The sequence below is a fragment of the Leuconostoc mesenteroides subsp. mesenteroides genome, assembly GCA_009676745.1.
GTDB classification, from domain to species: domain Bacteria; phylum Bacillota; class Bacilli; order Lactobacillales; family Lactobacillaceae; genus Leuconostoc; species Leuconostoc koreense.
Window position 1 is genome coordinate 302,164 of sequence record CP046062.1, and the last position, 19,875, is coordinate 322,038.

At 36.5% G+C, this 19,875-nt stretch carries 21 protein-coding genes and 1 other annotated feature; of the genes, 3 read left to right on the plus strand and 18 right to left on the minus strand.

Annotated elements, in window-relative coordinates; genetic code table 11:
- Window positions 1-123: 123 nt before the first annotated feature.
- The 6 genes from GJV51_01430 to GJV51_01455 all read right to left on the minus strand — a co-directional run bounded on the left by GJV51_01430 (window position 124) and on the right by GJV51_01455 (window position 6,689).
- Window positions 124-1,251: a 5-methyltetrahydropteroyltriglutamate--homocysteine S-methyltransferase gene (locus tag GJV51_01430; protein ID QGM24732.1), complete on the minus strand. Its 1,128-nt coding sequence runs from the start codon at window positions 1,249-1,251 to the stop codon at window positions 124-126.
- A 420-nt stretch (window positions 1,252-1,671) separates the two neighbouring features.
- Entirely contained in the window at window positions 1,672-2,148 is a 477-nt protein-coding gene (locus GJV51_01435; GenBank protein ID QGM24733.1) for an S-ribosylhomocysteine lyase, read from the minus strand.
- A 201-nt stretch (window positions 2,149-2,349) separates the two neighbouring features.
- Entirely contained in the window at window positions 2,350-3,477 is a 1,128-nt protein-coding gene (locus GJV51_01440; GenBank protein QGM24734.1) for a vitamin B12 independent methionine synthase, read from the minus strand.
- A gap of 52 nt (window positions 3,478-3,529) precedes the next feature.
- Window positions 3,530-4,669 carry an aminotransferase class V-fold PLP-dependent enzyme gene (locus GJV51_01445; GenBank protein ID QGM24735.1) on the minus strand — a complete coding sequence of 380 codons (1,140 nt, stop codon included), beginning with the start codon at window positions 4,667-4,669 and terminating at the stop codon, window positions 3,530-3,532.
- Window positions 4,666-5,775, minus strand: a complete 1,110-nt coding sequence (locus GJV51_01450) for an aminotransferase class I/II-fold pyridoxal phosphate-dependent enzyme (GenBank protein QGM24736.1) — start codon at window positions 5,773-5,775, stop codon at window positions 4,666-4,668. The genes GJV51_01445 and GJV51_01450 overlap by 4 nt, the downstream gene beginning before the upstream one ends.
- Window positions 5,772-6,689 carry a homoserine O-succinyltransferase gene (locus GJV51_01455; protein ID QGM24737.1) on the minus strand — a complete coding sequence of 306 codons (918 nt, stop codon included), beginning with the start codon at window positions 6,687-6,689 and terminating at the stop codon, window positions 5,772-5,774. Before GJV51_01455 ends, GJV51_01450 begins: the two co-directional genes overlap by 4 nt.
- Window positions 6,690-6,742: 53 nt before the next feature.
- Window positions 6,743-7,042 (minus strand) — a binding site (T-box leader).
- Between the two features lie 145 nt (window positions 7,043-7,187).
- On the opposite strand from GJV51_01455, the gene GJV51_01460 reads away from it, so the two are divergent.
- Window positions 7,188-7,514, plus strand: coding sequence for a thioredoxin (locus tag GJV51_01460; protein QGM24738.1), 327 nt, complete (start codon window positions 7,188-7,190; stop codon window positions 7,512-7,514).
- A gap of 92 nt (window positions 7,515-7,606) precedes the next feature.
- Here the strand turns inward: GJV51_01460 and GJV51_01465 are convergent, their stop codons facing one another.
- From GJV51_01465 to dltX, 11 genes are all read right to left on the minus strand, one after another.
- Window positions 7,607-8,464 carry a trypsin-like serine protease gene (locus GJV51_01465; GenBank protein ID QGM24739.1) on the minus strand — a complete coding sequence of 286 codons (858 nt, stop codon included), beginning with the start codon at window positions 8,462-8,464 and terminating at the stop codon, window positions 7,607-7,609.
- 92 nt (window positions 8,465-8,556) lie between these two features.
- On the minus strand, window positions 8,557-9,855 hold the full coding sequence (locus GJV51_01470; protein QGM24740.1) for a sensor histidine kinase: 1,299 nt from the start codon (window positions 9,853-9,855) through the stop codon (window positions 8,557-8,559).
- Entirely contained in the window at window positions 9,839-10,537 is a 699-nt protein-coding gene (locus GJV51_01475) for a response regulator (protein ID QGM24741.1), read from the minus strand. The genes GJV51_01470 and GJV51_01475 overlap by 17 nt, the downstream gene beginning before the upstream one ends.
- Window positions 10,538-10,617: 80 nt before the next feature.
- On the minus strand, window positions 10,618-10,983 hold the full coding sequence (locus tag GJV51_01480) for a type II toxin-antitoxin system PemK/MazF family toxin (GenBank protein ID QGM24742.1): 366 nt from the start codon (window positions 10,981-10,983) through the stop codon (window positions 10,618-10,620).
- A 38-nt stretch (window positions 10,984-11,021) separates the two neighbouring features.
- Window positions 11,022-12,143, minus strand: coding sequence for an alanine racemase (gene alr, locus GJV51_01485; GenBank protein QGM24743.1), 1,122 nt, complete (start codon window positions 12,141-12,143; stop codon window positions 11,022-11,024).
- Complete coding sequence (locus GJV51_01490; protein QGM24744.1) at window positions 12,140-12,550, minus strand: holo-ACP synthase; 411 nt, start codon at window positions 12,548-12,550, stop codon at window positions 12,140-12,142. Before GJV51_01490 ends, alr begins: the two co-directional genes overlap by 4 nt.
- Before the next feature lie 70 nt (window positions 12,551-12,620).
- Complete coding sequence (gene dltD / locus GJV51_01495) at window positions 12,621-13,907, minus strand: D-alanyl-lipoteichoic acid biosynthesis protein DltD (protein QGM24745.1); 1,287 nt, start codon at window positions 13,905-13,907, stop codon at window positions 12,621-12,623.
- A 4-nt stretch (window positions 13,908-13,911) separates the two neighbouring features.
- Window positions 13,912-14,148 carry a D-alanine--poly(phosphoribitol) ligase subunit DltC gene (gene dltC / locus GJV51_01500; GenBank protein QGM24746.1) on the minus strand — a complete coding sequence of 79 codons (237 nt, stop codon included), beginning with the start codon at window positions 14,146-14,148 and terminating at the stop codon, window positions 13,912-13,914.
- A gap of 66 nt (window positions 14,149-14,214) precedes the next feature.
- Window positions 14,215-15,423 (minus strand): D-alanyl-lipoteichoic acid biosynthesis protein DltB, encoded by a 1,209-nt coding sequence (gene dltB, locus GJV51_01505; protein ID QGM24747.1) that lies wholly within the window; start codon window positions 15,421-15,423, stop codon window positions 14,215-14,217.
- Complete coding sequence (gene dltA / locus GJV51_01510; GenBank protein QGM24748.1) at window positions 15,416-16,945, minus strand: D-alanine--poly(phosphoribitol) ligase subunit DltA; 1,530 nt, start codon at window positions 16,943-16,945, stop codon at window positions 15,416-15,418. The genes dltB and dltA overlap by 8 nt, the downstream gene beginning before the upstream one ends.
- 14 nt (window positions 16,946-16,959) lie before the next feature.
- Entirely contained in the window at window positions 16,960-17,100 is a 141-nt protein-coding gene (gene dltX / locus GJV51_01515) for a teichoic acid D-Ala incorporation-associated protein DltX (protein QGM24749.1), read from the minus strand.
- A 145-nt stretch (window positions 17,101-17,245) separates the two neighbouring features.
- On the opposite strand from dltX, the gene GJV51_01520 reads away from it, so the two are divergent.
- Window positions 17,246-18,442, plus strand: coding sequence for a PTS sugar transporter subunit IIC (locus tag GJV51_01520; protein QGM24750.1), 1,197 nt, complete (start codon window positions 17,246-17,248; stop codon window positions 18,440-18,442).
- Window positions 18,432-19,268, plus strand: coding sequence for an alpha/beta hydrolase (locus GJV51_01525; GenBank protein QGM24751.1), 837 nt, complete (start codon window positions 18,432-18,434; stop codon window positions 19,266-19,268). The genes GJV51_01520 and GJV51_01525 overlap by 11 nt, the downstream gene beginning before the upstream one ends.
- 22 nt (window positions 19,269-19,290) lie before the next feature.
- Here the strand turns inward: GJV51_01525 and GJV51_01530 are convergent, their stop codons facing one another.
- The gene (locus tag GJV51_01530) at window positions 19,291-19,842 is read right to left on the minus strand and encodes a sigma-70 family RNA polymerase sigma factor (GenBank protein QGM24752.1); all 552 of its coding nucleotides are present in this window, start codon (window positions 19,840-19,842) and stop codon (window positions 19,291-19,293) included.
- Between the last annotated feature and the right edge of the window lie 33 nt (window positions 19,843-19,875).

A 19,875-nucleotide genomic window follows, 5' to 3' on the forward strand; every position in this document is an offset into this window, starting at 1 on the left:
TTTGCACTAAACCGCAACCAAGAAGTGTACTTAATGCTCGTGTTGTTTCAAAAAATTGATTAGGTATTGTTGCTTGCATTTTTCTACTCCTTACAAATATCGTATCCTAGACGATGCATTTATCTATCCCCAAACTTCATCGAGGATTTCTTTAACAAGTGCCAACTTGGCCCACTGTTGTTCTTCGGTTAAAATATTGCCTTCTTCAGTAGAAGCGAATCCGCACTGTGTTGACAACCATAAACGATCCAAAGGTAAATATTTTTCCGCTTCATGGATTCGCTTAATAATATCTTCTTTCTTTTCTAATTCACCTGTTTTAGTTGTAATCAGACCGAGAACAACTTTTTTATCCCCTGATACTTTAGCCAAAGGTTCAAAACCACCTGCTCGTTCTGAATCATATTCTAGGAAATAACTTGATACATTTTCTTGGCCAAATAACTCATCAGCAACCGCATCATAACCACCAGAAGCTGCCCAATCCGAATGGTAATTTCCACGGCAGATATGTGTATTAATGGTCAAATCTTCTGGTAAGTTAGCAATTGCACCGTTGTTCAAGTCCAAATACAGCGTTTTCAATTGTTGAACATCAAAACCTGATCCAGCCATTTTTTCCCAGAAATCAGTATCTACAAGCATGCCCCATGTACAGTCATCTAATTGAACTGTTTTAGCTCCTGCTTCATATAATGCAAGGATTTCTTCATGGTAAACACGCTTAATATCTGCAAAAAATTCTTCATCAGTAGTATAGAAGTTTGATACAACATCAGCATTGGTACCACGAACTAGTTCCGCATAAAATTGTGATGGTGACGGAATGGTAATTTTCGCTTCTACACCAGCTTCATCAGCCAGTGCTTTAAGAAACTTAAAATGTTTAATAAATGGGTGTACGTTGGCATCAAAACTTAATTTCCCATTTAAACGTGCTGAATCATCACGTGTTTCTTCATGGGCGAAAAAGTAGCCTTCTCCGTAGTTTAATCTTTCAACACCACCGAATCCCCAGAAATTATCTAGGTGCCAATATGAACGACGAAATTCGCCATCTGTCACCACCGCTATTCCAGCAGCAATTTGTTGATCAACCAAATGCGCAATCGCTGAATTTTCAACACCTTCAAGTTCTTCTTGTGTCAACTTACCAGCTTCAAAATCTTGCCGTGCTTGTTTTAATTCAGCTGGTCGTAGAAATGAACCAACATGTTGAAAGCCTAGTGCCTTTAGTGTCTGAGTTGTCATAATTTTTCCTCTTTTTTTCGAATTTTATTAGTGGTTACAAAACAACAAAAAATCCCGCAGTCTAATTAATTTAGACTGCGGGACGACTCGTCGTGTTACCACCCGGTGTTTATGTGTCGACAAAAAGCCTGCACACCTCAATATCAATCATCTTTATCATGCTTCGAGAATATCTGTACATAATATTGAGAATTGATGTCGCTATATCGGGCTCTCCCGGCCATTGCTTGCGTCGTTTCAATAAATGAATCAGCGTGCGTTCGCAATAACAGTAACTCCAAGACCATTTTCATGTGTTCGCGCTGTCTACTTTCACCAAACGTAAACTCTCTTTTTAACGCTACAACACTACTTATCTTTTCTTTGTTAGAATAATCATACTATATTATAATAATTTGTCAATGCTTTTTTCATTAAAAATTAAACAATTTTACGTTCAAACGCATCACTGGAAATACCCTGTGCCAAAATAATTTTGGCCCATTCTTTAGCTGAATGTAAGCTATGATCTTTGTAGTTCCCACAACTCTCGATTTCTGCTGCAGGTACTTCGGTTACTTCATCACTAACAATTCTTTCTAATACTTTTTTGAAAACTTTAGCTAGTGTTTCTGAATCGTAATTTACCCATGAGATGACATGGAATCCAGTGCGACATCCAAATGGTGACATATCAATAATACCATCAATTTCATCGCGAACTAGGCCTGCAAATAAATGTTCTAGGGTATGCAATCCACCTGTTTCAATAGATGTTTCATTAGGTTGTGTTAACCGTAAATCATAATTAGTAATGCTACCACCATTAGGACCGGCTTGTGTTTCAATCACACGAACATAAGGTGCCTTAACCTTTGTATGATCCAAAGTAAAACTTTCAACAACTGTTTCTGACATTATTTTTCTCCTTCAAGATAAGATAATGGCTTAATGACCTTGGTCTTTGTGCCATACCATTTCTTAGCGATAGACTATTGGAACGTTTTTGCGCGGTACAACGTTACCAATATTTTATCTGTCTCATGATTTTTATTATTAGCCGCGGTTACTATTATATTAACATTTTACAGATGTGATTGTTAATACATGTGTTCATTTTCAAGCAAGTTGCGTATCAGCAATATGTTTAATCAAGGCTAATTTTTTCCATTGATCAGGAATCGTTAAGATATTCCCCTCTTCCGTTGAAGAAAATCCACATTGTGTTGATAGGGCCAAATTAGACTTAGGTACATAGTTTGCTGCCTCGTTAATTCTTGCAACAACTTCATCAACATCTTCTAAATCTGCTGACTTAGAAGTTAACAATCCTAGTACAATTTCAACATTTTGGCGATTGTTATATATTTCTTTCAAAGGCTCAAATCCACCTGAACGATCATTATCATATTCTAAGAAAAAGGCGTCATAGTCTAGTTGTCCTAAATACTTTGCAATTGGCTCGTAACCGCCTTCAAACAAGTAAGTCGATTTAAAGTTACCACGACAAATGTGTGTTGCTAATTTCAGATCTTCTGGTAATCCAGCCAGCGCCTTATTAATTACATAAACATTATCGACTGCTGTTTGTTCGAAATTTGCACGTTCCTCGGGATTGTCAGAATGGGCGTTCAACTGCGCTATCAAGTATGCCCAAGTTGTATCATCAATTTGTACATAACGCGCACCTAAATCATAGAACTTCTGGAGTGTATCATGATAAGCTTGAGCTAAATCGTCTAAAAATTCTGACCATGAATCATAATATTTTGACCATAAATCAGAACGGTGATCACGATTAATAATCAAACTCGGTGATGGAATCGTTTGTTTTGGCTCCACCCCCGCAGGTGTCACTGATTTCAAATATTCAAAATCCTTAAAGAATGGATGGTCTAAATTCGCATGAACTTTGCCATTTAAACGAACATTAGTTGATCGCGTTTTTTGACCGTGAAACTTGTACGAGTCATTTTGATCATAAAACTCAAATCCACCGAGTTGACCTAAAAAGTCTAAATGCCACCATGAACGATTGAATTCACCATCAGTGACAGCCAATAGACCAACCTTAACTTGTTTATCAACTAGATTTTTAATTTCATCATGTTGCACTTTTAGTAAATCATCGCGCGAAATTGTCCCTTGCGCATATTGCTCACGTGCTTCTTTCAAGCTTTCTGGACGTAAGTAAGACCCCACTTGATCAAAATGATAATTTAATTTTTTTGTTTTTGTAGTTGTCATATTTTTCTCCTTAAACACTGGTATTTGAATAACCTACACGTAATCTATTAACCTAAATTAAGGCTAAGGCACTATCTAAATCTGCAATTATGTCTTCCGTATCCTCTAATCCAACGGAAAGACGTAACAAACCTGGCGTAATACCACATTTAGCCAGCTCACCAACGTTTAACTCTGCGTGGCTCATTTTTGGCGGGTAACTAATAATTGTTTCCACCGCTCCTAAACTAACTGAAAATACTGGGATATGTAAGGATTCCACTACTTTCTTAGCATTTTCTTGACTGCCAACATCAAAGCTCAACACCGCCCCACCACTTTTAGCTTGTGACGCATGAACTTCATAGCCTTTATGTGTTTTCAACCCTGGGTATAGGACATTTGATACTTTTTCATGAGCCTCTAAATGCTCAGCTATTTTATAAGCTGATTCACTTGAATGCGTCATGCGAACACCAAGTGTTTTTATGCCACGCAACAACAGCCACGTATCAAAAACACTAAGTGTTGCCCCAACTGAATTCTGAATAAAATAAATTTGATTTGCTAACTTTTTATCATTGACTACGACAGCACCTGCAAGAATGTCAGAATGTCCTGCTAAAAATTTTGTTGCCGAATGAACTACAATATCAACACCTAAATCCAAAGGCTTCTGCAGAAAGGGTGATAAAAATGTGTTGTCAGCAATTGTAAACAACTGATGTTTCTTTGCAATATCAACTACCCCACGAATATCAGTAATGTTCAAAACTGGGTTCGAAGGGGTTTCAATATATAATGCTTTGGTTTCTGGTTTAATAGCCTGCTCGATAGCTGTTAAATCACTAAAGTCAACAAAGTCATGTGTGATACCCCATCTTGGTAAAACATCTTCTAAAACACGAAATGTGCCACCATAAACATGTTTACTAACCACAATATGATCTCCAGCTGATAAGGTAAACAGCACACCACTAATTGCTGCCATTCCAGTACTAAAAAGGTACCCATACTTTCCATGTTCAAGCTGCGCAATTGCTTTTTCACCTGCGTCACGAGTGGGATTGCCAGATCGAGCGTAGTCATATTCACCAAATTCATCAAAAGATTTTTGACTAAAGGTTGAACTAAATTGAATCGGTGTATTAATTGCACCTGACAATGGATCATTTGTTGTTGCTACATCAATAATATTTGTCCAATCACTCATCGCTTTGCTCCTTCAACTGCTTGCCTTAAATCTGTCAATAGATCCTCTTTATTTTCTAATCCAGCACTGACACGAACCAATTGGTTGGTAATGCCCAAGTGATCGCGTTGCTCTTGACTCATATCGTGATGTGTTTGTACCGCGGGAATCGTAATCAACGTTTCTGGGCCACCCAAGCTTTCCGCAAAAGATCCGATATGTAATCCTTTCAAAAAAGCATCTACATCATAATCGTTTGACAAATAAAAACTTAACATACCACCAAGACCAGCATACAAAACTTTATCTATACCAGAAATACACGGTAATTTTTTGGCCAAATATTGTCCATTTTCATTGTGCCGTTGCATACGAAGATGCAATGTTTTCAAACTACGCAACAATAGCCAAGAACTAAACGAATCTAAAACTTGTCCGCGTGTCGTCAGTGATATTTCTAATTTTTCGGCTAACTCATCACGATTAACGACTACTACCCCAGCCAAAATATCATTATGTCCACCAAGATATTTTGTAGCGGAATGAACAACAATGTCCGCACCGAGCGTCAATGGTTGTTGAAAAATAGGCGTTAGGAAAGTGTTATCAACAGCAATTAAAATATCAGGATTGATGTTTTTTACTTTTGCACTTAACTTCTGAATATCGATTACTTTCATCGTTGGATTAGATGGTGTTTCCAACCAAACAAGTCGCGTATTTTCGTTAATTAAGGTCGAAATATCAGCTACCCCATTCCAAACATCATAGCTCACACCACTCTGTTCAACAATGGCATCAAAATAGCGATATGTGCCACCATATAGATCATCCGAGGTAATAAAATGCTCACCATTTTTAATCAATGAAGCAAATAAAAGATCAATCGCTGCCATACCAGAGCTAGTAGCAAATGCTTGAACCCCTTGCTCTAAATCCGCTAACTGCTCTTCCAGTATTTGACGTGTCGGTGTTTGTAAACGTGCATAGTCAAAGCCAGATGACTCACCCAAATTAGGATGTCGATAAGCCGTTGAAAAATATAGTGGACTCACTACCGCCCCTGTTTTGATGTCATCACTGCCGTTTCCGCCCTGTGCTAATAAAGTATCAATTTTAATGCTCATAAGTATTTACATTGCGAGGTCCCTAAACCCAGCTTGTTCCTCTCTTGATTTAATGTTGGTATTGTTGATTTTGATGAAATCATTTTTTCTATTAACAGTTCCCCCCAATTTATAAAAAATTTTTCAGCATCACTCTGCCATGTATTCGTTGGCTTATTATGATGAAAATAGTTCTTAGGTGCAATTGTGTTCGGGTCAATAACTATGTCACGAAGATATTCGTTCTCTAGAGTCTCTGTATCATATTCGAAATGTCCAGTAATGTAGGTTGAGCTTACATGTTCATCCCTCAAAATGAACGCGCCCAAAATATCGTCACCAGCGACTTTCAATCGTCTAGCTACACCAAAATTTGGTACCGTAAAGTAACGAGATTGTGGCATATTAATGTGTTCCAAATCTTTTAATAATGAATGCCGTTTAAAAATTTGGCTAGCTTGAAATACACCTGAAATTTTTTCTGACAAAGCTTTGACAGGAAAATTCCGCTCTGCGTAGCCAGCGCCATACGCTGCCCAACATGCAAATAGACTTTCAGTTACATGTGTTTTTCGCCATTCTAGTAAATAACAAAATTCATCCCAGTAATCAATTTGTTCAAATTTCATGCGATCTACCGGCGCACCCGTAACAATCAATCCGTCAAATGTTTTATGCCAAATATCGTTGAGTTTGACATAGTTAGTTATAATTGCGTCTGTTTCATGGCGAATTTTATGTTCACTTGGCACTGCAAATGTTACTCGAACATTGACAGATAAATGACTCAGCAATTTCGTAAACTGCTTTTCAGTTTGTAATCGATTGGGCATTAAGTTAACCAAAAGTATATTGATAGTCGGTTCTAATACTTCAAAACGACCAATTACAAAGCTTTCCCGTTTCAACAAACCGTTATTTAATATAACACTCATGTGCTTCCTCCAAATTCTTAGAAAATAAAAAAGCCCCGTAGTATCCAAAGATACTACGGGACGTTAATTGACGTGTTACCACCCGGTATTTATGTAAACATTGCCAGTTTACACCTCCAAACGTACGCCAAAAACTTTCGTCGAGAACATCTGTGAAAGCTTTGGTTTATACGCTGTCCAGTAACGGGGACGCCCGATTTCAACTTACCGCGTAGCACATATGAGTGTTCGCTTGCTCGTATCCGTAAAAAAACTCCAAGACCATTTTCCAACTGATTATCTTGCTCGCTTTCACCAAACACGAACTCTCTAACTAAGATTCAAAGATGTACTTATCTTTTCAACGTTTATATTGATTATTACTATAACTTTTAATTTAATATATGTCAATAGTTTTTAATATTTCTCATTATATTTTCTTTTATATCGGTTTCATATTCAGCATTAGAAACTACTTTATGGTACAATTCTACTAGAATTTAGTGAGGTAAATAAATTATGTACGAACCAACACATAATACAAATACAGTTGTTGAAGAACATATAAACAAGCCCGGTCGTCATGTTATGTTCCTTTCTGCAGATTGGTGTGGTGATTGTAAAGCTATAAAGCCTTTTGTTCAGGCTATCAAAGATGAAGTTACACAAAGTGCTGAATGGTTTGATGCTGATAGAGATGAAAATATTGATGTTGCAACAAAGCATAACATGCGTGGTATTCCGTCTTTCGTTTTGTTTGAGAATGGACAAGAAATTTCACGTATCGGACACGGTGAACGCCTAACACCAAAAGAAATCGTAGATTGGTACCATTCTACACTTTAATTTTAGTACCAAAATAGCCCATAAATATCTCAAGAAATTACTAAACTTGTGATATTTATGGGCTATTTCTATGATACTTACTATACTGGTTGCTACTTTTCGGTATTTTTAATAAATGTCTGAACAATATCTGCTGGAATAGCAAATCCCATGCCTTCAACACTCGTACCATCCGTAGAAGAAGCTATTTTTGATGAGTTAATACCAATTACCTCCCCCTTCAGGTTAATTAATGGTCCACCTGAATTTCCAGGATTAATGGCAGCATCTGTCTGAATAGCAGTCGTTTCTGAAGAACCCGTTTCTTCAGCAGAAAGTGTACGGCGCGGAGCTGAAACAATGCCGCTAGTCAAAGAAGTAGCATAATCTGATCCCAAAGGAGACCCGATTGCTAAGACCTGTTGACCAGACTGCAATTTTTGGGAATTACCAAAAGATGCTGTTGTTTTGATGTCTGTTGTTTTTGCTTTTAACAGCGCCAAATCTTTGCTTGAATCTGTGCCAACAATAGTTGCTTGGATTTTTTTACCACTAGCGGTAATTAATTGTAGTTCGTCTGAATCTGCTACCACATGATTATTAGTAATAATATACGCATATTCACCTGAAATTTTATAAACAACACCCGAACCTTCTGATGCTGTTTCCAATTCTGAACTACTCTCTGGCTGATTCTGTTGGAAAAATGATGACCAACCATTACTTGATGGTGTTTTCTGTAAATTCTGAACAGTAACCACAGCACTTTTCACTTTATTATAAGCTGTTGTTGCCGTATCACTGCTTGTGTAAGCCGTCTTGGCGACGGTCGTTGTGCCAGCTGAATTGCTTGTTTTTGTTGTATTTGTCCGTTGCTGGAACCAAGAATCTGGCTGCAATCCAGAATAAACAACGAAACTTGCTACCAATGCTGAAACTATAGCAACAATAATTAAAGAATGCTTTTTCATAATTCGCCCTTTCATATGTGTACGTGATTACTTTTCTGACAAAAATTCATACTCTATTATATTCATAATAATGGCATAAAGTAAATTAAACATTACAGGGGCAAAATGACTTTAAAAATAGCACCTCGTGGTTGATTATCTGCTACTGTTATTTTACCACCATGAGCATGAACTACCCACTCAGCAATCGATAATCCAAGTCCGGTGCCACCAGTTTGCCGATTACCAGTTTTATCTTCACGATAAAAACGATCGAAGACATGTTTTTTAGCTTCATCACTAATACCACGACCAGTATCAGCAATGGTAAGGACAAATTTTTTCTTTTCAATACCAGCTTTCACAGCAATTGTCGCACCAGCATCTGAGTATTTCAAGGCGTTATCAAGTAACAAAACTAGTAACTGATGAATTCGTTTTTGGTCTATAAAAATCGCTTGATTGACATCAACTTCAAGTGTTACAGATTTCTCTTCAAACTCTGCCATTTCTTGATATGGTGTAATAATGTTCTCTAAGAATTGCTTGACATTAGTAGATTCTTTTTCAATGGTGGTCATATTAGACCCTGTCTTTGCTAACGTTAACATGTTATTTGTTAATGAATTTAACCGTCGTACTTCAGAAAGCGACAAAATAATAGCATTTGACTGCTCACGAACCGTTGATTCCGGTTTTGTCAGCATTGTCTCCAGCTTCCCCTGAATGACAGCCATAGGTGTCCTTAACTCATGAGCAGCATTATTAACGAAGTCTTGTTGTTGTTGCCAAGATTTTAATATTGGTTTCATATTTCGACGAGCAATTAAATACGATATGATTACTAACAAAATACCAAAAAGACCAAAGGACCAGAACAATACTTTCTTAAAATTGTTCAAATTATCAACCGTGTCTGTAACATTAACCGTTACCATACCATGCACTGCAATTTGATTATAACCCTTAGCGGCATTCTTTTTGAACTGAAAACCAATAATTCGGTAATAATTACCATAAAATTTATAGGTATTGGGTTTAACTGTCATTGTTGCTTTATCAAATTTAATGGCTTGTTGTAACGCCTTTTGCAAAGCTGCTTGACGTGCATCTTCAGTATTACTATCAATTATCAACTGACCATTTTTGTCAAATAACCATGTCTCTGTTCGGGTACTAGTATTATTGTACAAAGGTTGTGGCTTCTTAACATCCTTGTCAGAAGTCGAAAGTAACCCATTGCTGTCGTACATCGAAATCGTCTGATTGATTGCCGAATCCGCACTGTTAAAGACCGTTCGAGTGTATGATACGAAAATCACACTAGCTAAAGTTGAAAATATAACAAAAAAGCTGGCGAGTAACCAGATAAATCCACGTACTTGCTGCTTTTTATTAATTGCGTTCGGCATCCTCTACCTCTAGAATAAACCCTATATTACGTAAGGTTTTAATTAAATTATTTTGTCCAACCGCTTCTAATTTTCGCCGTAAATTATTCAAATAAATATTAACAACATTGATTGTCGTATCTGAGTCTATACCCCATACGCGATCAAAAATTTGATCACGAGTGACAATAATATTTTTATTTTGTGCTAGATAAGTTAAAATATCAAATTCTTTACCAACCAATTTAACTGGTTGACCATGTACTTGTACACCACGATTTTCTAGGTTGATCATCACATCCCCAACTGCTAGCGTGTTATCCTCAGAATAGACCCCCGAACGGCGCAAAAGTGCTTTTACACGAACAAGTAATTCCTCTCGATGAAAAGGTTTCGTTAAGTAATCATCAGCACCAACATTGAAACCTTCTATTTTGTCATCTAATGATGTTTTAGCTGTCAAAATCAAAACAGGCGTTTCAACATTATTAGAACGTAAATTTCTTATTAGCTCTAAGCCAGTTTCACCAGGTAACATAAGGTCAGAAATAATCAAATCATATGGTGCCTCTTGTGCCTCAAATTCACCATCAAGTCCATCTGTAACAGCATTGATATCTGCAAAGTCATGCAAGAAACCCACAATATTATCTGCTAGATTCACATCGTCTTCGATTAATAGTATTTTAATTGCTTTTGACATTTTCATATTCCTGTTTATCTGATTTACTATATTCATCATACAAATCGTAGGTTAAAAATAAGTTAAATTCTATGATAACTTTACTTCAATCCTACACTAATCCGCAAAGCATGTGCCACAAGTTGCATTTCATTTGAAGAAGCATTAATATGTGCAATCTTGTCACGCAAGCGACGCTTATCTATAGTTCGCACTTGCTCTGCCAAAATGACTGAATCTCTTTTCATCCCACTCATATGTTCGGGTAGTAATACATGTGTTGGCAATTTCGGTTTGGAAATTTGGGACGTTATCGCAGCAACAATCGTTGTAGGTGAATTGGCATTGCCCACATCATTTTGAATGATTAAAACGGGCCGTACACCTGCTTGCTCAGAACCAATTCCCTGCTTTAGATCGGCATAAAATACGTCACCACGCATAATTGCTTGATGTTCTTCTGTCATAATATTCTCACTTCTATGTACGCGTCGTGAGACGCTTTTCAATAAACTCTAGGTAACCGAGCACTAAAATTTGTTAATATTTCGTGCGGAATCGTCTGAGCATATTCCGCCACCTCTTCAATCGATATTTGATTTTCCCCTTCAAGGCCAATCAAAGTTACAGTTTTCCCAACAGGATATTTCTGCTTTAATGTTATCACAATCTGGTCCATTGTGACACGCCCAATTACATGTTCGATATGTCCATCAACCAAGACTTTCATTCCACTCATGCGCCGCAAATAACCATCTGCGTAACCTATAGGCAATGTCGCTATCCATTGTGGTTTCTCTGCCGTATAGGTTGCACCATAGCTGACTGATTCACCAGTTTTTAGCTGATGTACTGCCCCCAACTTTGATTTCAATTGTAGGACTGGTTTCAATGTCAAGGGCATCTTTTTTTCAGGGGCACCAGGATTATACCCATAAAGCACAGAACCAACCCGGATTGTATCGGTATAAATTTCATTATGATGCCAAACCGCAGATCCTGAATTTGCTAAATGCCAATATTGTTTAGGGATACCAGCTGACTGTACCCACTGGTAAAAATGCTGGACTTGTTCATCATAATATTTTTGATTATTATCATCAGCTGTTGCAAAATGAGTAAACACACCTGCTAGTTGCAATTTTTTAGTATTTTGAATCAGATGATACATGTCTGCAACAGTACTTGCTGAATGAGCACCCATTCGTCCCATACCAGTATCAACGGCTAATTGAACATTCAATTTTTGCCCATCTTTAATATAACTTACTGCCTCATCCAGCCACTCAGTTGTTCCAACAGCTGGTGATAACCGATTTTCCACCATGACTGCTGTTTGGGTAACATCTTGGACACCAAGCAAAAAAATATTTATTTCCGTTTGAGGATATTGTTTACGTAAGTCAATACCTTCACCTATCGTCGCTACCGCAAAATCAGAGACACCCACCTTAAGTAAAGCACCCACAACTTGTTTAGCCCCGTGTCCATAAGCGTCGGCCTTAACCACAGCAATCAATCTTTGTGCGTCTGAATGCTTCATAATTAATTTGGCATTTGTCTGAATGGCTTTTAAATCAATATCTAGCCATGTCGGCCTTAAACATAATATATCATTATTTATCATGATAATACTCCTCGTTTGGGAAATAGCTTTATACTCATTTTTTCCAGCAGAGTCAAACGTTCAATAATAACAACTGTATTTACTTGATCACCACTATGCGTGATTGCAACATAAGTATGATAAGGAAAGTTTTTCACTTTCATTACAGGTCGTCCATTTGGCTCATTTAAAATTTCAATATCTTGCCACTGAACTTTTTCACCAATTCCATAACCGGTAGCTTTTGAAAAAGCTTCTTTGGCAGAGAAACGTCCAGCAATATATTCGTTTTGATGCTTACCTTTTCGCTCAGCCGCTGCAGCACGTTCTGCTGGCGTCAAAATGAGTGTTATAAAACTCTTCTGACGATCGACTATTTCTGCAACTCGACTAATCGCTTCTGTATCATTTCCAATTCCTATAATCATGGTTCTATTGTAACAAAAGGTCAAGTGTTGACAAAGTTTTTTTGCCTACACTTAACCTTTTTAACCCCTATTATTTAAAATTTTTAAGATTGTTGTCTATTGGTACTAAATTTTGCCATTTTTTGGACAGATAATTATCATTAATATGATATGTTGGTTCTTGATAGCCTCTTGCAAAAAAAGGCTTTATTTCCGTATCAGCAGCTATCCATCCGCGCCATCCCATATGGATAGTATCTTGCATGAAGTACTTTTGCCCACCATCATGAGAAAAGTCAGCAATCTGGTTAAAGCCCTGTGACTTTAACTGTTTTTTTACTTTATCCACACTCTGATAATACCTTTTTGTACTTAGCCCAGTATATTTTGACCACTTTCTATTAACAGGCTGAATAATGAACAAGACGTCAGTATTTTCCTTTGCAAACTCTTGCAATACAGCTTGAAAGTCTGAATACTCATCAGACTGTCGGTAGTCGAAATGACTTTGAGAGTTTTCCAACTTCTTCAAACTTGGTTTGACTCGCATTCTGAAAAATGAATTTTGAATGCCAAATTCATTATTACCAGTTTGCTGCTTCGCAACTTTCATCGCTTCTCGCTCGAGCAATGATACATTATCAGTTTTTGGTAACGATTTTAGTGCGGGTTCAACTTGCCTGTCCCAATTATTAGACACTGTAAAATTTGAAAATAGTTGGTCTTCGCGCAATAACATTCTATTTCGTAATATTAACAAACTCTGATCAGTTTCTGACAAAGGTTCGTTGTTTTTAATCTTAGTAACAAGGCGAGTATAAAAACTGTTATCAGTAATTTGCTTTTGTTCTAATAATCGTTTCGCAATAAATCGATCAGTTGGCGTAATTGTCTTAATATTTCGTAACCAGTTAACGGTCTGTAATGGTGAGTAAAATTGTGGAAATGCCCACTTACTATCACGTTTGGTAAACCACTGTTGCGAAATAATAAATACTGCCTGTTTTTTATGCAAAGCCGGTGTCATTTCCTGCATCCCCAAGTAATGTGAAAGAGATTCAGTTCCAGCCTGACCAAGCAAAAATGGCTGATAATTACGCCGATACTTAGCAGCTAACACTGACGGATGCATTGAATCTAAACGGAGAAGTTCGCTTGATCCAAAGAAAGGCACATAGTTTGTCTTTGAATTGTTAAAGGCTGCCATTTTGACGCTTTCACCTTTAAAAACATTTTTAGAAAATGACACAGACGCTTTTTGAATATCTTTATTCGATAAATAACTTAATGAAAATGGTGCCAAAAATAGTGCAGTAACCATGACGAATGCCAAGACTACCGGACCAAATATCCACCATAGCCCCCGTTTTTTTAGCATTTTTTTATCCAATCAATGATTCAACTTTAGCAACCACCTTGTTTGGTGTATTCCATTCTTCACGATTAAATTCAGAAACAGGTGCTTGAATATTGAATTTACTTTCTAAATCAAGTAATAATTCTACCGTTGCCATTGAATCCAATAACCCATTCTCAAAAAAATCATCGTCCATTTGGTCAGAAATGTCTTCACCAATAATTGTGTTTAATATTTCTACTACTTGTTTTTTCAAATCCATTATTTTTTCCTCGTTTTCTAATACTATCGTTGATATGATCGTTATCTTCTATTTATTTGCTTTACACTAACGTTGAAACCAGATTTTGTCTAACAAACCACTAAATAATAAGAAACTAACCATTACTACATTGAATGTTATCACAATCGCTAACGCATTCGTAAACTTATTATGCGGTACATGATGTTTTTTCTTATAGCGTAACCATACATCATTGATAACAAGACCAATGCCATGAAACAAACCATAAGCGATATAGTACCATTTTAATCCGTGCCAAAATCCCATAATCAACATATTAATGATATAGGCCACGTTTGACGTTGTGACTCGACTTTTGAACCACTTTTTCTTCATCATCAGAAACACGAGTCTCATAAAGACGAAGTCACGGAACCAAAATGATAGTGTCATATGCCAACGGTTCCAAAACTCTTTTAAATTTTTGGACAAAAATGGTAAATTAAAGTTCATTGGTACTTCAATTCCCATGACATAACCAGTTGCTACAGCGAACATTGAGTATCCAGCAAAGTCAAAAAATAAATTTAAGCCGTAAATATACATATACGCCACTATCCACCATGACCACCCACCTTGAGCGTGTGCAGAAATAATCGCCATACGCTCGACATTTGGCATTAATACAGTTCCCAAAACATGAGACACGATGAATTTATACAAAAAACCGATAAAAAGATATTTGACGGATTTACCAAGCATGTCTAGATACTTATCGCGTGTTGGTGCTTTCTCAACATCCGTTACAAAACGACGGTAACGATCAATAGGACCTGACGAAATTGTTGGCATGAACAGCATGAAACGCAAGAAAAGCCAGGGATTAAATTCTTGAATTGAACCATCACGTATTTCCATCACCATACCAACTGAACGGAATGTCAAATATGAAATACCCATAAATCCGAGTAAGGTTGTCACTTGCAACCAATGGACAACCGGCGCAATTTTAATTAATACTAGTGGCAAAATAGCTAAAATAGTCGTGACATAAAACACCCAAGTTTGATTATACTTTTTACGATATAAAGTATAGGACCAAACAAGCAGCCATTGCCAAATCATGTAAGTAATTAATGCAATACCTTCATGATACTTCTTACCATCAAACATTAAGAAAATAAAGACAAGTGAGACCAATACTTCATACCAAGCTAAACGCTTTCCAAAGTATAAACCAATGGCTAGAGGCACTAGGGCCAACAATAAAATAATGAAGTACTGGGGATCTGCATAGGGTTGTAGATTAAGCATTACCATTCACCTCGGCAATCAACCCTTTTAAATCAATTTTACCATTTGGTGTTAATGGCATTGACTCGCGATATATAAATCGACTTGGCATCATATAAGACATCATAATGTCTTTCATGTCATCTTTAATTGCATTTGTTAACATCATAGGCTTAGGAAAATCATTTTCTTTAGGTACCACAATGGCTAACAACTGCTTAACTTTACCATCAGCATCATAACGTGGTACAGCGACTACTTGTTCTATCCATTGACTTTGTTGTAGTTGTTGCGCGACTTCTTCCAACTCAATTCGGAACCCATGCAATTTGATTTGAAAATCACTACGCCCTTTATAATGCAGTAACCCATTTTCATCAACTGTTGCTAAATCACCTGTTTTATATGCTTGTTCACCGTTAAATTTAGTGAAAGCACTATCTGTTTTTTCAGGGTTATTCAAATAGCCTTTAGAAACGGAAGGACCAGAAATAACAATTTCACCTTTTTCCCCAGAAGGAACTTCTTGATCATTGCTACTCTGAATACTAATTACTGTATCTTGCTTTACGTAGCCAATTGGCATTTTATCGTAATTTTCGATAATTTCCTTAGTAATGCGAATACTTGAAACAGCCACCGTGGCTTCAGTCGGTCCATATGTATTGTATATTTTTACCTTTGGAAAGCGTGCTAGTAACTTCTCTGCTGTCGTACGTGTCAGCACTTCGCCACAAAACAAAAAAGTCTTCAAATTTGGATTGTTCGCTTGGTTAAATTCTGGATCCAAAAGGGCAACATCAGCAAATGATGGTGTCGACACCCACATCGTTAAATCTAACTTTGGCAAAGTGGCGAACAGTAGTTTAAAATCCTCAGCTACTGACTTAGGTAATGCTTTCAAAGTGCCACCCGTAACAATTGTAGGAACCCAATCCATCACTGATAAATCAAAAGAATACGGTGGCTGTGACAATACATTGCTACTTTCTTGCCAATCAAATGTGTCGCCAATCATCCAATTCGTAAAACTTAACAGGTTATGATGTGAAATTTGAACGCCCTTTGGACGCCCTGTTGTTCCAGAAGTGAAAATAATATAAAAATTATCATTTTCTTGAACAGCATGTGTTAATTCATAAGATACATTCGTAGAAAATATACGATCAAGACGCTCTTTATCAATTGTTAAGATATCTGAAATGGCTGCTGGCAATTCATCAATAGCTAAAATCACTGCTGGCTTAGCAATTTCAATAATATCTGTCAATCTTTCATCTGCTGAATTAACATCAACTGGAATGTAGGCATGCCCTGATTTGGTACTACCTAAGAAACTAGCAATCATCTCAAACTGCTGGCCACCGTACACCATAACTGGTGCTTTTTCCGGCAAATTTAGCTCATCTAAAATATGAGCCAAACTATCAGATGCCTTTTTCAACTGTTCATAAGTATGCTTTTTCCCTAGTTCATCATACGCAACTTTGTTAGGCTGCGTTGTCGCGATGAAATCAACCTGTTCTAACACATTTTCAATCATATGTGTTCCCCCATTTAAAATTCATTGTAAAGAAAATGTCCTTCCCCAACGCCAGAATAGCCGTATAAGTACAAAAGTGATAAAATGATTAAGAAATAAAAAAAAGTACGCCCAACAAAATTAATAACTGGACGTTGGAAAAAATGCTTTAACATTCGCAATAACCCCCGTATAAGTTATCTCTTTAAAAGTTATTCATTTTAACTTTAAAGTATCGTCAATAATATAATGAACCTTATTATAACATAAATATTTCAGAATGTTAAATTTATATATCAAAGAATGGAACAATAGATTACTATGATTAAAAAATGTTTCTCGCTTATTGTTAAACTAGACAATATTGTATTCGATAACTTTATTTTCCAAGCAATATTCTCAGCAATGCGACAAACATTCCCAGCTCTGGTAATCAACGTTTACTTGCATCTGTTGTTCGTATTATTTTTAGCACCGAATGCTTTATTTTCTGTTATTTTTAATATCAATTTAAGAATTACAGGTTTACAAATAGTTCTTTCTATTTTGGACATCGTTATTCTCATGATTTTTGCCGCTGCCTTGACAAGTAAGTACTTAATTTATCGTGGCATAAAAAATAATATATTGCCAATATTAACTAATTTTTTGGCTACCTACCTCCTTTTCACTATTAATACACAGGATTTTTCACATAATGTTTCACAATATTTAGTCGTTACCATATTAACTTTACTCAGTAGTGAATCCTACTATCAATACCAAAGGCTCTTTCGCAAAAACTTACAACCTTATTCGGCAAGATTTTTAGTTTGGTCCGCTTTTATTCTTATCCTTTATTTTTTGGTTCAACCGTATGTTCAACAAACTACGTTACAGTTACTGATTAGTAATATTTTGTCATCTAATTTTTTCACAACATTCGTCGGTCTACTGATAGTGGGAGCTTGTGCACCAATTCTGTATTTGTTAGGTATTGCATTACCAAACGAACTAACTTCCAATCAAGCAACAATTAATGCTGTCGTCAGAAATTTAGATGTTATTTTGAAAAGTCCTCATACAGCATTGCCATACCCTGAAAATCTCTATAGTGTGTATGGTACGTTTTCATTACTTGGTGGCATTGGTAATACACTAGCAATTAGTTTTTTGCTTTTATTTATGTCATCAAAAAGGAAGCAAAATTTAGGACTGCTATCCGTACTCCCTAGCTTATTCAATAATAATCAATTGCTCTATTTTGGATTACCACTATTCTTAAGACCGCTGATGTTAGTTCCTATGGTTTTATCTAGCGTAGTAGGTACCTTGGTTGGTTATTTAGCAATTGCCACACATTTGATAACGCCGACTGCCTTAGTGATACCAAATAATGCACCCAATTTGTTAACCGCATTCTTAGGAAGTGGTAACTTATCTTCCTTAATTGTAGTAGCAATCGTCTTTGTTTTGACAGTATTGATTTACAAACCATTTATCAAAATTGATAATGCTGAGGTGCAAAATGAGAAATAAATTAATCATCTTCTTCAGCTTCATATTATTAATAGTAGTTGGCATATTTAGTCATAGTTGGGTTGTCCACACTCGTACCGCACAATCGAAAATACAAACATCACATATGTCACCAATCATTCTAGTTCCAGGTTCGAGTGCTTCAGTCAATCGCTTTGATAGTCTGTTAACTAAGCTCAACACCAAGAACCAGCGACACGATATTTTAAAAGTTTTAGTCACTAAAGATGATAAACTGATATATAGTGGCAAAATTCGTTCTAGCGATGAGCAGCCATTTATTATCATTGGGTTTCAAAACAATGCTGATGGTTACAATAATATTAAAAAGCAGGCTAAATTTCTAAATACTGCTCTTACTGATTTACAAAGTCGTTATCATTTCCATAATTTTCAAGGCATTGGTCACTCAAACGGCGGGCTCATTTGGACTAGGTATTTAGAAAGCTACTACAATGCTGACAATTTCAATATGGCAACTTTAATGACGCTAGGTACCCCTTTTAACTTTTCTGAATCCTCATCACAGCGTCGGACAGTCATGTTAAAAGACTTTGTTGAAAAAAAAACCAAATTACCCTCTAATTTAGTTATGTATTCCATAGCTGGTACAGAAGATTATACAGATGACGGCATTGTTCCAGTTCAAAGTGTTTTAGCCGGAAAATATATTTTCCAAAAACATGTCAAATCCTATACTCAAATTACTGTTTCTGGAGATGATGCGCAACATTCAAGTCTTCCAGAAAATACAGAAGTTGTGAAATTAATACAAGAACATTTACTGAAAGAAAACTCTAGCAATAACTTTCGAAAACCACAATAAAGGCAGCCCAGATGGGCTGCCTTTATTTTATAGCAATCTCTGTTATGATCTTTTTTAGACGATATTGCATTTGCTCAAATCGTCGTTTTTCACTATCTTCAATATCATATTTAAGTACTCCTATGATTTGCAATAGTGCTTCCTTAAAAGCCACGGATTCAGCCATATTTATTTTTGAAAGTGATTCACGTAATGCAAAAATATGCTCTGGATTATACGTGTCAGTTCCTACATTAATAGTCGTTTCGTCGTCATCGATAGCTAGCATTTTATGATTAAATTGCCCCTTTTCAGTGTAGTGATGACGAACCAAATCAGTAGCCCTATTTGACAAAGCCGTAATAAAATAAGTCGAAAATTTAGCGCGTGGCCGATTACAATCATATTTTTGTACACACTTCATTAGGATTTCTAATCCCTCTGAATACCAATCATCCTGTTTTATTCGACCACTAATTTTTCGCGAATGCACATCAAATATAGCCGCTTGTAAATGTTTAATTAATACATTATATGCAAATTCGTGCCCCTTTTGCGCCGCGATAACTACCCCGATTAATCTATCTGTCCCCAATTATATGCTCCCGCCATATTAGTCGTTTAATCA

Excerpts from the sequence above, each read along its gene's own strand:
- GJV51_01430 (QGM24732.1), bottom strand. The coding sequence starts at position 1,251 with ATGACAACTCAGACACTAAAGGCACTAGGCTTTCAACATGTTGGTTCA.
- GJV51_01435 (QGM24733.1), bottom strand. The coding sequence starts at position 2,148 with ATGTCAGAAACAGTTGTTGAAAGTTTTACTTTGGATCATACAAAGGTT.
- GJV51_01440 (QGM24734.1), bottom strand. The coding sequence starts at position 3,477 with ATGACAACTACAAAAACAAAAAAATTAAATTATCATTTTGATCAAGTG.
- GJV51_01445 (QGM24735.1), bottom strand. The coding sequence starts at position 4,669 with ATGAGTGATTGGACAAATATTATTGATGTAGCAACAACAAATGATCCA.
- GJV51_01450 (QGM24736.1), bottom strand. The coding sequence starts at position 5,775 with ATGAGCATTAAAATTGATACTTTATTAGCACAGGGCGGAAACGGCAGT.
- GJV51_01455 (QGM24737.1), bottom strand. The coding sequence starts at position 6,689 with ATGAGTGTTATATTAAATAACGGTTTGTTGAAACGGGAAAGCTTTGTA.
- GJV51_01460 (QGM24738.1), top strand. The coding sequence starts at position 7,188 with ATGTACGAACCAACACATAATACAAATACAGTTGTTGAAGAACATATA.
- GJV51_01465 (QGM24739.1), bottom strand. The coding sequence starts at position 8,464 with ATGAAAAAGCATTCTTTAATTATTGTTGCTATAGTTTCAGCATTGGTA.
- GJV51_01470 (QGM24740.1), bottom strand. The coding sequence starts at position 9,855 with ATGCCGAACGCAATTAATAAAAAGCAGCAAGTACGTGGATTTATCTGG.
- GJV51_01475 (QGM24741.1), bottom strand. The coding sequence starts at position 10,537 with ATGTCAAAAGCAATTAAAATACTATTAATCGAAGACGATGTGAATCTA.
- GJV51_01480 (QGM24742.1), bottom strand. The coding sequence starts at position 10,983 with ATGACAGAAGAACATCAAGCAATTATGCGTGGTGACGTATTTTATGCC.
- alr (QGM24743.1), bottom strand. The coding sequence starts at position 12,143 with ATGATAAATAATGATATATTATGTTTAAGGCCGACATGGCTAGATATT.
- GJV51_01490 (QGM24744.1), bottom strand. The coding sequence starts at position 12,550 with ATGATTATAGGAATTGGAAATGATACAGAAGCGATTAGTCGAGTTGCA.
- dltD (QGM24745.1), bottom strand. The coding sequence starts at position 13,907 with ATGCTAAAAAAACGGGGGCTATGGTGGATATTTGGTCCGGTAGTCTTG.
- dltC (QGM24746.1), bottom strand. The coding sequence starts at position 14,148 with ATGGATTTGAAAAAACAAGTAGTAGAAATATTAAACACAATTATTGGT.
- dltB (QGM24747.1), bottom strand. The coding sequence starts at position 15,423 with ATGCTTAATCTACAACCCTATGCAGATCCCCAGTACTTCATTATTTTA.
- dltA (QGM24748.1), bottom strand. The coding sequence starts at position 16,945 with ATGATTGAAAATGTGTTAGAACAGGTTGATTTCATCGCGACAACGCAG.
- dltX (QGM24749.1), bottom strand. The coding sequence starts at position 17,100 with ATGTTAAAGCATTTTTTCCAACGTCCAGTTATTAATTTTGTTGGGCGT.
- GJV51_01520 (QGM24750.1), top strand. The coding sequence starts at position 17,246 with ATGATTAAAAAATGTTTCTCGCTTATTGTTAAACTAGACAATATTGTA.
- GJV51_01525 (QGM24751.1), top strand. The coding sequence starts at position 18,432 with ATGAGAAATAAATTAATCATCTTCTTCAGCTTCATATTATTAATAGTA.